We start from the raw sequence: 13,757 nt of genomic DNA, 5'->3' as shown, positions 1-13,757 counted from the left end.
ATTCGACTGCCTATACAGGAAATTAAACTCCACTTTAAAGCAGCGCTATAACACACTGTAAAGTAATCATCCTTTACAGTGTGTTTCTTTAAATGTCTTTTATCTAAACGTAAACTCACCTACATTTTCATTAAGCCAATCGATTGGCTGACAACAAGCCTTTTTACCCACCGACGCACAGCAACAAGAATATCACCTCTTACCCACTCGTTTTCTTAAAGTAATTTAAGCAGTAAAAACGTAAACGACATCAATTAAAGACCTCAAATGAAAGCGAATTGTTAACAGTCAGTTGGACATATTAAGCAAAACAAACTCGTATTAAAAAAATAACGTGATCTATACCTAACTCTCGATTCGACTGTTAATTAGCCATTGAAAAAACATTATTTATTTTCTATGCTGGGATTTGGTCCTAAATTCAAATGTATCAATTCGTATCGGTCATTATTTAGAGCGAATAAATACATCAACGAGTCTATTTTGAAGAAATTCAGCAGTGCTTTATCTTACATTATTATCTTGATTGCCATATTCATGGTCGGTCAAGTTATGTCGAGTAAGAGCGAAGTCGAGATTGCTTCATCTTCAAAAAACCAATCGTTACAGTCACTACATAAGCACGAAAACCTATTGTTTACAAAAGGTTTTTGCCTGCCTGAAATGGTGATCCTTGCACCACTTTGCCGTTTATTAACAATACCCGTTAATGACAAAGCCATCGCTAACATCGTTATTGGTATACAAGATATTGATCTAAATACACTATCTATTGAAGCAGCATTTTATTGTCTACTGCTCCTCTTTAGCAGCTATTTAATCGTTAAAAAATCAAAATTTAAAACGCCAAAAATTATTATAAATATGATATCGATTGTCCTCAGCTGGATAAAGCCGATTAAAGGTTGCCCTACTTAATTCACCTCAAATTATGTGTTTGCTCTAATCCACGACTAAACACCTATCAATAATAAGTAAATAGTTTCTCGATAACTTGGCGGCTGCACCGTTAGCTGAACAAGTTATGCCATCAACAACTGAACTCTCATAGGATGGAATAATGCCGTCACTGAATAACTGTGCCTTATTTTCGAATAAGTCCCGTTCAAAACATAAAAACACGTTAATTTACAGTACAGCTATCGGACTTTCACTGGCATTTACGTCTACCGCATTTGCTGATAATGAAAATGTATCCGCTGCGAATACGTCCAGCAAATCCCATTGGTCCGGTTACATCAGCGCTACGGCAACTAGCAATATCTTTGAACAATCTGCACCAAGTTCATACCAATCAATTAGCGGAAATGGTCGCATTGCTTACCGTGACGACTGGGGAAGCCTACGTGTATCTGTCGGTGGTGAAGTAGAAACGCACCACGACCAATCCTATTACTACGACACCTTTCTTGAATATCGTACACCGAGTAAGGAACTCGCTATTGATTGGACTCTGCTAGGCAGTGCCGGTGTATTTCTACCCACCAGCCACACCAGCCAAGAAAACAAACTGCAAGCGGCGCCAAGAATCGCGGGTTACCTATTTTATAGACCGAGTAAAGACTGGAATTTTTACCTATCTCCCAGGTTTAAATACAACGCATATAAATATGAAACCGGACGCCAAGGCGAACACTTTGTAGAGCACCAGATTGACATATTAGCCGATGCGACTTGGCAGTTTATAGACAACTGGTATGTGGATGTCAGTGGCTCATATCGCATGGCAAAAAGCTTCAATACTAATCGATATGACAACTTATTTACCGCGAGCGAAGAGATAGGCTGGGAGTTTTCTCCCAGTTGGATCGTCGCAGTAGGCCATAACAACAGTGGCGGATTCTATGACCCAGAAAGAGGTCAATCACATAGCTTCGAGCTTTATGACAAGCGAAGCTCAGTTTTTTATTTGTCGATGACAAAATATCTATAACAGTAATTTGAGGAGAGGTTTTCATGAATAAATCGACCATAACGTTGGCCGTACTAAGTGCGTTTGCACTGAGCGGCTGCGGGGCAGATGAACCGTATCAAGAAGTAAAAAAAGACGAGAAAATGGTTTCAGTCCAAGATCTCAAAAATGCTGCGACTGACAATACCGTCACAACAGGTCAACAAACAACAGCAACTTCATTATCTGAGTTAGCGGTAAAGCAGCCAGAACGCCTGTTTTTGTATACTCGTAGCTTAGGCGATGCGCCAAGATATTCAGCTCCAATTCATGGGTTTTCTCAAGGCGATGAAAAACTCGTGACCTTACGTATGACAGAGAATGGCATACAGGTCAGACAAATAGATAGAGACAACATAGGCTTAGGCCATGAATCTCGCTATGATAATGAGTATAACAAGGCACCAGTATTAACTATTCCAGGAAATTATGTCGATTTCCAATGTGAGAAAGACAACTGGGATGATTGCACCAACAAAGAGGAGGAGATCAATGACCGAAACGTCACATGGGATCAAAAGAAGTACTTCATTCCTCACTTTGAAGCCGCGAAAATTGCTGAAGAGAACTACACAGATCTTGTGACATTCAAACAATGCACCACTGAGACCGAATCTGCACATTTAGTGAAAGACGGTAACTGGCAAGGTTATGAGATGGACTTGAGCACCGGAGTGATCAATTTTGAAATTGAACACACCTATCAAGCTAACCCTGCCTGTTTTGGTCAATTTTTCAAAGGCAACTTTGACAACTTATCTTTTACGACCACAGAATATATTTCTATCGTTGCACTTGATCAACTCGCGAGCAAAGACTTTGACGTTGTGCCCTACAGTGAAGATGAAAACGGTAGCTATGGCTTCTTTAGAACCCAACATAATTACCGCGATGGCAACCACTCTGACGGTACCGACGGCTATGTACGTCAATACTTAAATCACTACAATCCTAAAAAAGAAGCTATTACCTATTACCTCAGTAATAACTTTTTTGAAGATAAAAACAAGCCATTCTTAGATGCTGCCAATGAAAGCATCACGGCGATGAATATCCAAAATAAAATGTTCAACACCGGTTTGCCCCCAATCAAACTAGTGCAAGCGAGTCAGCATCGTCATGGCGATCTGCGTTATAGCAACATCACCCTATTTGATGAGCCACTAGATAATGGTTTAGCGGGTTATGGCCCATCTGCTGCCAACCCACTGACCGGTGAAATCATTAGCGGTCGAGTCGATCAGTACAGTGCCAACTTAGAGCAAGGATCTACTCGTTACTATCGTCGTGTTCAACTCGATTATAACCGCGGTATGCTCGATGCTAATTCGGTAAAAGCATTAACGGGTGTTGACTATACGTCGTCACCAGAAGCGCTAGCGCGTGCAACCGCAGTTGCAGCCAACAAGCTAGTGGCTGAACAAACTGCGACAAGTGACAACTCAATGGCGCAACAGCCATCGCAAAAAGAGCAGCCACAAGCGTTAATACCTGCACTTTCCACCACTGATGCCAATACCGCATCATTTGAAGAACTTGTTAGCCAACAAAGTAAAACGGAAGACTTTTGGGCTGAACATAACCTAATGAGTGTCAACGAAGCCTTTGGTTTAGGTGGCGGTGCACTGCGAGAGCTGCCAAGAGGCATTAAAGGTCATGAAATTGACTGGACAGACAGCCAGTTCTGGGTCGATGGTAATGTCGGTGATCAGTTGAAAGACATAGAAAAAATGCCCACTGCATTTCAATCAGAGCTTGTGACTAAGCTTGCGGCGCAAGCCTTCGCTGGCACCTTAACCCATGAACTTGGGCACAACTTTGGCTTACGTCATAACTTTGCAGGTAGCCGAGATCAAGCTAACTTTTTTAACGAACAAGAGATTACTGATTTTCAAACTGCCTTTGCCGCTGCTGGTTACCCCAATTTAACCGCAAAAGCTGACTTTTCCAGCCAAATGGATTATAACGCCGATCGTTTTGCGACCACATATCAAAAGTACGATCTTGCTGCACTACGCTTTGGTTATGCACGTAATGTAGAAACTGCCGATGGGTCTTTAGTCTCACTAAAAGAGCAAGATGCGAAACGTCGTGAAGAGTTAGCAAATGGCAATCTTACTGGCATAACACAATATGGTGCACTGCATAATGTTGCCGCAGAAAATGACCTGCGTTACTTTGCCTTTTGTACTGATGGCCATGTCTCATTAAACAGTAACTGTAATCGTTTTGACGCAGGGACAAATAATGACGACATCGCGCAATATTATGTCGATAGATACAATGATAGTTACGACACAATGAATGTACGCCACAACCGTCAAACACTATTTGAAGATAATGTACTGCCCTACACCATTAATCGTTTGCAAGGCTTTAATGATATTCGCCAGTTCGTCGAAGACACGGCCACAGCTGAAGAGTTATTCTCGTTTGACCAAAATGGTTTAGCCGATTTCTGTCCGTCTCATCAAGCTTATTGGTTCTGTGCGTCACAGCGCGCAGTCAATAAAGCAGCTGATACATTTTTAAAAGTTGCAGGCTTGAATGACATTAATCTACATGTCACCTATAGAATGAAAAGCGACAACAGTGTTGGCTTAACCAAGGTTCATTCACTAGAAGATGTGCTATCACGTATTTACCGCCTCAATGGGAGTAAGCTAGCGGAAGGTATCGATATTGGCAAAATCATTACCCATTTTGACCAAGATCCACAGAAGCTAAAAGAGTTACTCATTAAAGCGGATTTAACTCCTGCCTACCAAGATAAAGTCATTGCTGAAGTAACGGTCAATAAAGGCCACCTGCTTAATGGTCTTAAAGCACCACAGTCAAACCCAAATCATCCTTATGTAAATGAAAGAGATGTATTAGGAATGTGGCCTGACAAGCTATTAGCGGTTCGCCAACTATTGACACGTACGTCGCCAAGAAGCACCACCGGGCGCACATACTATGCATTGGCAGATACTGCAAAAGTACATGACCAACTTGAGAATATGCTGTGTCAGATGACAATGGGAGATACTGTAAACTCAATCAACCGCTACTTAACTAAGCCAGTGTTAACCGAATCCTGCGGTGACGTAAACCCTGAGTATTACACTCAAGATATTGATTACGCTGACCAACAGATTGAAGCATTACCCAGCTATGCGACCTCGTTAGGTCGATATTTTGGATTTACTCATCGTTCAGGAGAGATGAAGGGTAAGAGTAATTTACTGCAAATGATGTTAAAGCAGGTTGTACTTGCTTCTCATGACAATGACTACCGCGGCGAAGAAAAAGCACGGGTGTGGCGCGAGTTTGCAGGTATTCACTTAGCCAATGATGCAGTAAGTTCGGTGGCGACAATTTCGTTACAGGGCAAAAATTATGCTGCAACGGCTGAAAATACCTTAGCACTTGAGTTGATTGAGCAACTGACTAAATTGAATGCTTTGATCACTGATAGCCCAGGCTTGATGAACCATGTTATGAACGCAGATGGTGCGACTTTCAAAGAGCTTATTGTTGACCCTCTTATTGCCAGAGATGAGCGAGTGTTGACCTATCTTCCAGTCATATCATAAAAAGCTAAATAGATATTGGCATAGAGTGTTGAACGACATTCATCGCTAAAACAAAAAACGGCAGTTAATCTGCCGTTTTTTTATCGCGAATAAGTCACACTATTATATGAACAATTTCTTGAACAGCCCTTAATCTCAAGACACAAAAAAGCCCGACGAATCGGGCTTTTTTTATTGCAGAAAGTTACCCTTCAATACCTTTACTCGCAAGGAACTCATCATAAGTTCCTCTGAAGTCATTTACGCCGTTTGGCGTCACTTCAAGAATACGGTTAGCAATTGATGATACAAACGCACGGTCATGGCTGACGAACATTAATGTACCTTCGTACATTTCAAGCGCGTTGTTCAATGACTCAATTGATTCCATATCCATGTGGTTAGTGGGCTCATCAAGTAGCAAGATGTTTGGCTTTTGCATAATGAGCTTACCAAACAACATACGCCCTTTCTCACCACCAGAAAGCACTTTGACTGACTTCTTAATATCGTCAGAACCAAACAGCATACGGCCTAAGTAGCCGCGTACAGATTGATCATCATCTTCTGGTTTGCGCCATTGGCTCATCCAGTCAAATAATGTCATCTCGTTCTCAAAATCTGATTCATGATCCTGCGCGTAATAACCAATCGCTGAGTTTTCAGACCATTGAATCGTCCCTGAATCTTGTGGGATATCGTGTACTAACGTGCGTAACAATGTGGTTTTACCCACGCCGTTATGACCCAAAACAGCAATACGTTCACCGACTTCAACAATCAGATTAAGATCTTTAAACAGTTGAACGTCAAAGCCTTTCGTTAGATCTTCAACAATCAATGCATTACGGAACAATTTCTTTTCTTGTTCGAAACGAATAAAGGGATTCACACGGCTTGAGGCTTTAATATCATCAAGCTTAATCTTATCGATTAGCTTAGCACGTGAGGTTGCCTGCTTTGCTTTAGACGCGTTAGCAGAGAAACGAGCAACGAAGCCTTGAAGCTCAGAGATTTGTGCCTTCTTCTTAGCATTATCTGAGATCAAACGTTCACGTGACTGCTGTGCAGCCATCATGTACTCATCGTAGTTACCTGGGAATACGCGCATTTCGCCGTAATCCAAATCAGCCATGTGAGTACAAACAGAGTTCAAGAAATATCTATCGTGCGAGATGATAATCATGGTGCTGTTACGTTGGTTCAGCATATCTTGCAACCAACGAATGGTGTCGATATCCAAGTTGTTGGTGGGTTCGTCAAGTAGCAGTACATCTGGATCTGAGAACAAGGCTTGAGCCAATAGCACACGCAACTTAAAACCAGGTGCGATTGCGCCCATAAGACCAAAATGCTGTTCGACACCGATACCGACGCCCATTAACAGTTCACCAGCACGAGATTCGGCGGTATAACCGTCCATCTCAGCAAATTCCATTTCAAGATCGGCAACTTTGATGCCGTCTTCTTCAGTCATTTCAGGTAAAGAGTAGATACGATCTCGCTCTTTCTTCACTTCCCAAAGCTCGGCGTGCCCCATGATAACGGTATCAATGACGTTGAACTCTTCATAACCAAATTGGTTCTGGCTCAACTTACCTAAGCGCTCATTAACATCCAGTGAAACGTTACCAGACGTTGGCTCAAGATCGCCCGCAAGGATCTTCATAAAGGTTGATTTACCACAACCGTTAGCGCCGATAAGACCGTAACGGTTCCCGCCGCCAAACTTTATTGAGAGGTTTTCAAACAGTGGCTTAGCGCCAAACTGCATGGTGATGTTAGCTGTAGTAATCAAAGTGGCATTCCGCTTTTGGTTATATGACTTATAGAGATCATAGATAAAACAAAAACCAGTAAATTAAAAAAGAGCCATTAACCCTAAATCAACTTACTGGTCGAAGACTCGCGCAAGTCCGCGCACAGCCTATAAAATTAAGCGCGATATTATAGCATTTTAGCCTAAATTATCAACTGTGATTAGTTATGTCAGATGACGATCTTATTAAAAAAGTGCGTTCTACGCGATGCTAATACAAGATGATAATCAAACAAGCTTAGTTTTACGCAATCGATTGGCATTACTCACCACGGTTAGTGATGACATGGCCATGGCTGCGCCCGCGATGACGGGGCTGAGTAACATCCCTGTAAAGGGGAACAATACTCCTGCCGCTAATGGGATCCCTAAACTATTATAGATAAAGGCACCAAATAGATTTTGCTTGATATTTTTCATACTGGCTTTTGCCAGTAATAGTGTTTCAGCTACTACCATGAGCCTTGCAGATAACAAAGTAAAGTCTGCACTTTCGATGGCGATATCAGTGCCACTGCCCATCGCAAGGCCAATATCGGCGCTCATGAGTGCTGGCGCATCGTTAATGCCGTCACCGACCATAGCAACCACTTCACCCGCTTGTTGCAACTCAATCACTTTTTGCTGCTTCTGCTGTGGTAAAACATTGGCAAATACGCTGGTAATACCAACAACATTGGCAACAGCTTGCGCCGTTTGCTCGTTATCCCCCGTGAGTAGCACCACCTTTAGGCCACTCTTTTTCATGGCGGCTACTGCTGCAACAGCATCCTCTTTTATCGGATCGCTTATCCCTATGATGGCAATGAGCTTTTGATCTCTTGCCACAAAGACAGGAGTTTGCCCTTGGCTTGCAAGTAACGACACTTGCGCTTGATAAGCAGAAAAATCATCTAGCCCAATCTGTTGCATCAGGCTCATGTTACCAATGGTATATTCGATACCAGCCACAACCCCGGTTATTCCTCGGCCTTGCACATTGGTAAACTGTTCCGGCTCTTTAAGCAAGATAGATGACAGCTTAGCCTTGGCAATAATCGCACTGGCAAGCGGATGTTCAGAGTGTTGCTCTAACGCAGCGATATCACTGAGTAAGTCATGCTTGTCCACATCCGATTGCAACACGATAAACTCAGTCACCTCAGGTGCACCTTGGGTAATGGTGCCCGTTTTATCAAGCACCACAGTGGTGACCTTGCTTGCCGTTTGCAGCGCTTCGCCATTTCTCACTAAGACGCCCATTTTCGCTGCGCGGCCCACTGACACCATAATCGACATTGGCGTCGCGAGCCCCAAAGCACAAGGGCAGGCAATAATCAGCACACTGGTCAACACCACTAATGCATGTGATAGCGCAGGCTCTGGCCCGAATAGATACCAAATGGCTGAACTTAACAGCGCAATAACGATAACCACTGGAACGAAGTAAGCTGATATTTTATCTGTTAAGCGCCCTATTGGCATTTTGGATGTTTGCGCTTGCTGCACGAGCTCAATAATTTTTGCCAGTTTGCTCTCTGTTGCCCCCGCGGTCACTTGATAGATGATACTGCCATTACCGTTAACAGTGCCCGCACTGACGCTATCTGCAGGCGCTTTGTGAACTGGCACCGGCTCGCCGGTTAACATGGATTCATTGATCAGTGTTTGCCCACTGACGATCTCACCATCAAGCGCCACTTTGTCACCCGGTCGCAAGCGCAGATGATCACCTAAGCTAATCTGATCAATTTCGACCTCTTCATCGCCGGTATCGGTAACGCGTATTGCGGTATTAGCTTGTAGGCCCAGTAAACGCTGCACCGCTTCACTGGTTTTACCTCTCGCTCTAAGCTCCAATGCATGGCCTAAGTTAATCAAACCCAAAATCATCACGCTGGCTTCAAAGTAGACATGACGCGTATCAGCAGGGAACCACTCTGGCGCGATGACTACCAGCATCGAATAGATCCATGCAGCAGAAGTCCCTAATGCGATGAGAGTGTCCATATTGGCGCTACGGGCTTTTATTGCACGCAACATGCCCTGAAAAAAGTGACGCCCAGTTGTGGCCATCACGATAAAGGTCACCAAACCAACAACACCCCAAGCGAGTTGCTGGTTGGCGTTGTTGACCATCATTTCACCACCGAGTAAGCCCCACAGCATTAGGGGAACACCCAGACCTAAGCCAATTGAGGCTTGTATCACGCGCGTTCGATACTCTTTAACCTCATCAGCTTCTTTCTTCGCCGCGCCTTTTCGAGCGTCGAGCATCTGTTCGCTGTCGTATCCCACACCCTTGATGAGTTCAATCGCTGTTTCAGGCGTAATATCACCAAACACCTGCACTTGTTTGTCAGCGAGGTTCACCCTGGCGCTAATCGCATTGCCGTTGCCCCCTTTAAGATTCACTTTGGAGAAAGCTGACTCAATTTTTGCCACACAACTTGCACAGCTCATGTTAGGGACATATAAATTAATACTTTTCATAAAAAACGCTCCCGCTTTAATTATATTGTATCTTTGATGTACCAAGGGTAATGTCTCCTACAGGGGGAGAGTCAAACGTCAATTAAAATTATTTTGCACCGGAGATATTATGAAAATTGGTGAAGTAGCAAAACTGACCGAATTGTCAGTAAAAAGCATACGTTATTATCATGACATTGGTTTAGTCGAAGGCCGAAAGAGTGATAACGGCTATCGAGAGTATAGCCAAAAAGAGGTGGATGCCTTGAGTTTTATACAGCACTGTAGAGCACTTGGTTTTACGCTAGAAGATTGTAAAGCATTACTCGACTTACAACAAAATACCCGCCGTAATGCCGCCGATGTAAAAGCGCTCGCGCAGCATCACCTCGATGATATTAAACAAAGAATTGATCAACTGAATAATTTAAGGAACCAACTACAGCATTTAATTAAGGACTGTAAAGGTGGCAGCCAGCCCAACTGTGCAATTCTTAACGGTCTCAGCAATTAGCACTATGCTATAGACTGCAGCTTACCTACGCCTTAAGTTCTCTATATTTTCAATCGTAAGCGCTGGCACATCTCCTGCAGGAGTAAAGCTAAAAACTTGGCCATAGAATGAAAGTTCAGACTCTAAAGCGCGCTTCTTACTTTGTGTAGTGACCCGATTAACAGCATTGTCATTAAGCTCAAGATAGGCTACTGGCCTGCCCTTTTTTTTCACAGCATTATAAAGCTGCAACGTTTGCTCTGCAGGGATGAGTGAATCGTTGCCCCCTTGAATAAGCAGCAAAGGTTCATTGACCCCTGAGAGGTTATTCATTGCAGAGCGGCGCTTATAGTTATCAAATCCACCAATGAGCGTCTCTAAATAATGACTCTCAAACTTATGAGAGTCACGCCTAAATAACTCAACGTCGCTAATACCTGAGTAACTTACCGCTGCACCAAAGGTGCTGTAATAAGCAACGGCTGACAGCGCAGTAAAGCCACCAGCACGAGTCCCTCTTATTGCCAGTTTTCGGCCATCTACATCGCCATTATTGACTAAGTATCCTGCGGCTCTGACCGCATCTTCTACATCTGACTTACCCCAATTGCCGTAAAGGCGATTGCGATAGTCCCGACCAAAACCTGTACTACCACGATAATTGAGATCAAAGACGGCAAAACCACGACTGGTCCAATACTGAATATCTCGTCTAAATGCTCGGCTTGCCTGTGCAGTTGGGCCAGGATGCAGAAACATCACTAACGGTGGCTCTTGCCCAGCTGGCGCTTGAAAATCTGGATTTACGGGTTTATATAAATAACCATGGGCCGTATCACTGTTGCCCGTTGTAAAGCTGACACTCTCGGCTCTAGAGATAAAATTAGGGTCCATCACGGTCAGTTCTGGCGCATAGATCAGCTGAGCAGAGCGGCCTTGAACTTTATAAATGCCTTTTTCCGGCGTCTCTTTAGCCCCAACGAAAACCACGCCATCGTCACTTTTAGTCACATAGGTAATCTCTGCAAAGTCAACCGCGATAGGATCGGTCACACCACTTTCAGTATCAATACGAATAAGCCCAGCTTCGCCTTCGTGGTTATAGCTTGCGATTAACGTATGTTCATTTTCGAATGCGTAATTGTGATGGCCTAGTTGCCAATCAGCAACGGCAAACTCAGCCTCTTGCGTTAGCACCACCTCAGTTTGCTCAAACTCGTTTAGGCGATAGATATTCCACCAGTTAGTGTAATCCGCGACAAAATAAAGCTGTCCATTAGGGCTAAAAAGAGGTTGCGTGATTGAACCCTTTTGCTCTGTCGCGACTTGTTTGACATTGACTACCGCGCCTTTGTTATCCAGTTCTGCAAGCCATAGTTTGGTGTTATCCCACGGCATGTTTGGGTGATCCCATGTTATCCATGCCAATTTAGTTTGGTCTGGAGAGATCACTGGAGTGGAGTAAAAATCCGCACCAGAAGCGAGTACGCTGCCTTCGTCTGCATAACTTAAGTTAATACCCACCAGCTGATTAACCACTTTGTCTGCATCTCGATGATCTTCCCTGACACAGATTAAACGCGAAGCTTTGGAATTGGATATACAGTCAGCATGTCGGGTGCCTGCAGGGGTTAATGGAAACGGCACTTGATTGGGTGCAATGCGGTACAACAGCTGATCTGATTGCTTGGTGGCAAAGAGGCTGTTTCCTATCGCCACAAAAGGGGCTCCACCATATTCATGTACACGACTGCCAATATCAAAACTGGAAGGAATGGCATCAACAACAGTACCCGCAGCTTCTATTCGTTTGACCCCACGTCGCCCTTCATTGCTCGCATCAAGAATGGTAAAATAGAGGCTGCCAGCAGTGACTTGGATTTCACCTATACTGTCTGACAAATCATAAACATGCTCAGCGGTAACGGGAGAGTTCCAACTACCGAAATCCGCTATCTGTACGCCAGCGGGTAATGATTCAGACACGACTGCGTCCGTATGCTTTGGCTTAGATGCATCGCAGCCAACGGTTATCAATAACGTTGCAAACGTCAGTATCGATGCAATTAAAAATCTCATTAGCGGCCTAAGTATTGTCAGAGTAAAATATAAGTAATCGAATGCCATGATGCTTTAAAGCGCTAATAGCAATGATAAAGCTAACGTGACTATGATATCAACTCCATTAGGTATTGGTGAATCCCCCTTACGCTAAATGCGCTTAATCCAAGGCATATCTGCGGCTATCTCAAATACAGTCACTTAGGTCCGCAGAGAATGGGGAAATTGATATAACACTTTCCGTATAGGTTGCACTAAGCGCTGTGTAAGAGCGGCATTACTTACGCGTAAACTTTTTGATAAACCACTGCATGATCTCAAATTGAATACGTTTGTTTAATCCAAAATAGATGCAAACCCAAGGTGATAGTAATATGTACCAGGGAATAATGGCGGTACTTTTGCCGCTAAACATCAAATAAAAAAAGCCTAAATAGATCACTAACACTCCACAGCAGCCGACCACGAGCATCATCACCTTGGTTATTTTCTCTAACCAGTCCATCGTAACCTTGACTCCTCTTTTAAAATAAACGCAATTTGAAGTACTTAATCTTATAAGTACTATTATGACGTAAATCCTCGCTATTGTTCAAATTCAAACGCTTAATCACTCTCATAAAAAAACGGGCAAAAGCCCGTTAGTTGTTATTGAATGAGTCGATATTACAAACGGATACCGCCATCGATCTCAAACACGCGGCCGTTAACATAATCGTTTTCAATAATAAAACGCACGGTAGACGCTATCTCTTCCGCTTGACCTAAACGTCCGACTGGCACCATTTTTTCAAGACGCTCAAGCGCTTCAGGCTTCATTGCTGCCGTCATTTCAGTTTCAATCACGCCCGGTGCTACCGCTGCGCTACGAATATTGTGACGTGCAAGCTCTTTAGCCCAGCCTACACTCATCGCCGCAACACCCGCTTTAGACGCTGAGTAGTTTGACTGACCCATGTTGCCTGCCCGAGCAACACTAGAGATGTTGATAATCACACCTTGTTGCTTGGTTTCAATCATTGCAGCTGCCGCTTCGCGGCCACACAGAAATGTGCCGGTTAAGTTGACGTTAATAACAGATTGAAACTGCTCATAAGACATACGGTCTGTGACTTGGCCATCTTTGGCTTTTACCATTAAACCATCACGTAGAATACCCGCGTTATTTATCAGTACGTTAACTTGGCCGAAGTCTTCTTTAATAAACTGAAAACCCGCTACGACATCTTCTTCATCTGTAATGTCTAATGCGTAACCTTGTACTTCAGTTGTGTCACCAAGGTTTGCACAGGCTTTTTCCAACTTCTCTTGGTCAACATCGATAAGTGCTAACTTGGCACCTGCTGCCGCTAAATTCTCCGCCATCGCGTAGCCTAGTCCGCCCGCACCACCAGTAATAACAACAACCTTATCTTTTAAATCCAT

General features: G+C 43.6%; 9 protein-coding genes. 4 read left to right on the top strand and 5 right to left on the bottom strand.

Annotated elements, in window-relative coordinates; genetic code table 11:
- Nucleotides 1–483: 483 nt before the first annotated feature.
- The 3 genes from CXF86_RS15350 to CXF86_RS15340 all read left to right on the top strand — a co-directional run bounded on the left by CXF86_RS15350 (nt 484) and on the right by CXF86_RS15340 (nt 5,529).
- Nucleotides 484–918, top strand: coding sequence for a hypothetical protein (locus tag CXF86_RS15350; RefSeq protein WP_102039420.1), 435 nt, complete (start codon nt 484–486; stop codon nt 916–918).
- Between the two features lie 142 nt (nt 919–1,060).
- Nucleotides 1,061–1,933: a hypothetical protein gene (locus tag CXF86_RS15345; protein ID WP_102039419.1), complete on the top strand. Its 873-nt coding sequence runs from the start codon at nt 1,061–1,063 to the stop codon at nt 1,931–1,933.
- Nucleotides 1,934–1,956: 23 nt separating this feature from the next.
- Nucleotides 1,957–5,529 carry a zinc-dependent metalloprotease gene (locus tag CXF86_RS15340; RefSeq protein WP_102039418.1) on the top strand — a complete coding sequence of 1,191 codons (3,573 nt, stop codon included), beginning with the start codon at nt 1,957–1,959 and terminating at the stop codon, nt 5,527–5,529.
- 184 nt (nt 5,530–5,713) lie between these two features.
- Here the strand turns inward: CXF86_RS15340 and CXF86_RS15335 are convergent, their stop codons facing one another.
- Together CXF86_RS15335 and CXF86_RS15330 are read right to left on the bottom strand one after the other, a co-directional pair.
- Complete coding sequence (locus tag CXF86_RS15335; protein WP_101092259.1) at nt 5,714–7,306, bottom strand: ABC-F family ATPase; 1,593 nt, start codon at nt 7,304–7,306, stop codon at nt 5,714–5,716.
- 249 nt (nt 7,307–7,555) lie between these two features.
- Nucleotides 7,556–9,799 carry a heavy metal translocating P-type ATPase gene (locus CXF86_RS15330; protein ID WP_102039417.1) on the bottom strand — a complete coding sequence of 748 codons (2,244 nt, stop codon included), beginning with the start codon at nt 9,797–9,799 and terminating at the stop codon, nt 7,556–7,558.
- Between the two features lie 109 nt (nt 9,800–9,908).
- Here CXF86_RS15330 and cueR point away from each other — a divergent pair, with 109 nt between their 5' ends.
- Nucleotides 9,909–10,292, top strand: coding sequence for a Cu(I)-responsive transcriptional regulator (gene cueR / locus CXF86_RS15325; RefSeq protein ID WP_102039416.1), 384 nt, complete (start codon nt 9,909–9,911; stop codon nt 10,290–10,292).
- 21 nt (nt 10,293–10,313) lie between these two features.
- Here the strand turns inward: cueR and CXF86_RS15320 are convergent, their stop codons facing one another.
- From CXF86_RS15320 to CXF86_RS15310, 3 genes are all read right to left on the bottom strand, one after another.
- A complete protein-coding gene (locus CXF86_RS15320) occupies nt 10,314–12,350 on the bottom strand; it encodes a S9 family peptidase (RefSeq protein ID WP_102039415.1) in 2,037 nt (678 codons plus the stop codon).
- Nucleotides 12,351–12,609: 259 nt separating this feature from the next.
- Nucleotides 12,610–12,837, bottom strand: coding sequence for a hypothetical protein (locus CXF86_RS15315; protein WP_101092263.1), 228 nt, complete (start codon nt 12,835–12,837; stop codon nt 12,610–12,612).
- A gap of 161 nt (nt 12,838–12,998) precedes the next feature.
- On the bottom strand, nt 12,999–13,757 hold the full coding sequence (locus CXF86_RS15310; protein ID WP_102039414.1) for an SDR family oxidoreductase: 759 nt from the start codon (nt 13,755–13,757) through the stop codon (nt 12,999–13,001).

The organism is Shewanella sp. GutCb, from assembly GCF_002836135.1.
GTDB lineage: Bacteria > Pseudomonadota > Gammaproteobacteria > Enterobacterales > Shewanellaceae > Shewanella.
This window is presented reverse-complemented; position numbering and strand designations above follow the sequence as displayed.

Excerpts from the sequence above, each read along its gene's own strand:
- CXF86_RS15345 (WP_102039419.1), top strand. The coding sequence starts at position 1,061 with ATGCCGTCACTGAATAACTGTGCCTTATTTTCGAATAAGTCCCGTTCA.
- cueR (WP_102039416.1), top strand. The coding sequence starts at position 9,909 with ATGAAAATTGGTGAAGTAGCAAAACTGACCGAATTGTCAGTAAAAAGC.
- CXF86_RS15310 (WP_102039414.1), bottom strand. The coding sequence starts at position 13,757 with ATGGATTTAAAAGATAAGGTTGTTGTTATTACTGGTGGTGCGGGCGGA.
- CXF86_RS15330 (WP_102039417.1), bottom strand. The coding sequence starts at position 9,799 with ATGAAAAGTATTAATTTATATGTCCCTAACATGAGCTGTGCAAGTTGT.
- CXF86_RS15340 (WP_102039418.1), top strand. The coding sequence starts at position 1,957 with ATGAATAAATCGACCATAACGTTGGCCGTACTAAGTGCGTTTGCACTG.
- CXF86_RS15320 (WP_102039415.1), bottom strand. The coding sequence starts at position 12,350 with ATGAGATTTTTAATTGCATCGATACTGACGTTTGCAACGTTATTGATA.
- CXF86_RS15315 (WP_101092263.1), bottom strand. The coding sequence starts at position 12,837 with ATGGACTGGTTAGAGAAAATAACCAAGGTGATGATGCTCGTGGTCGGC.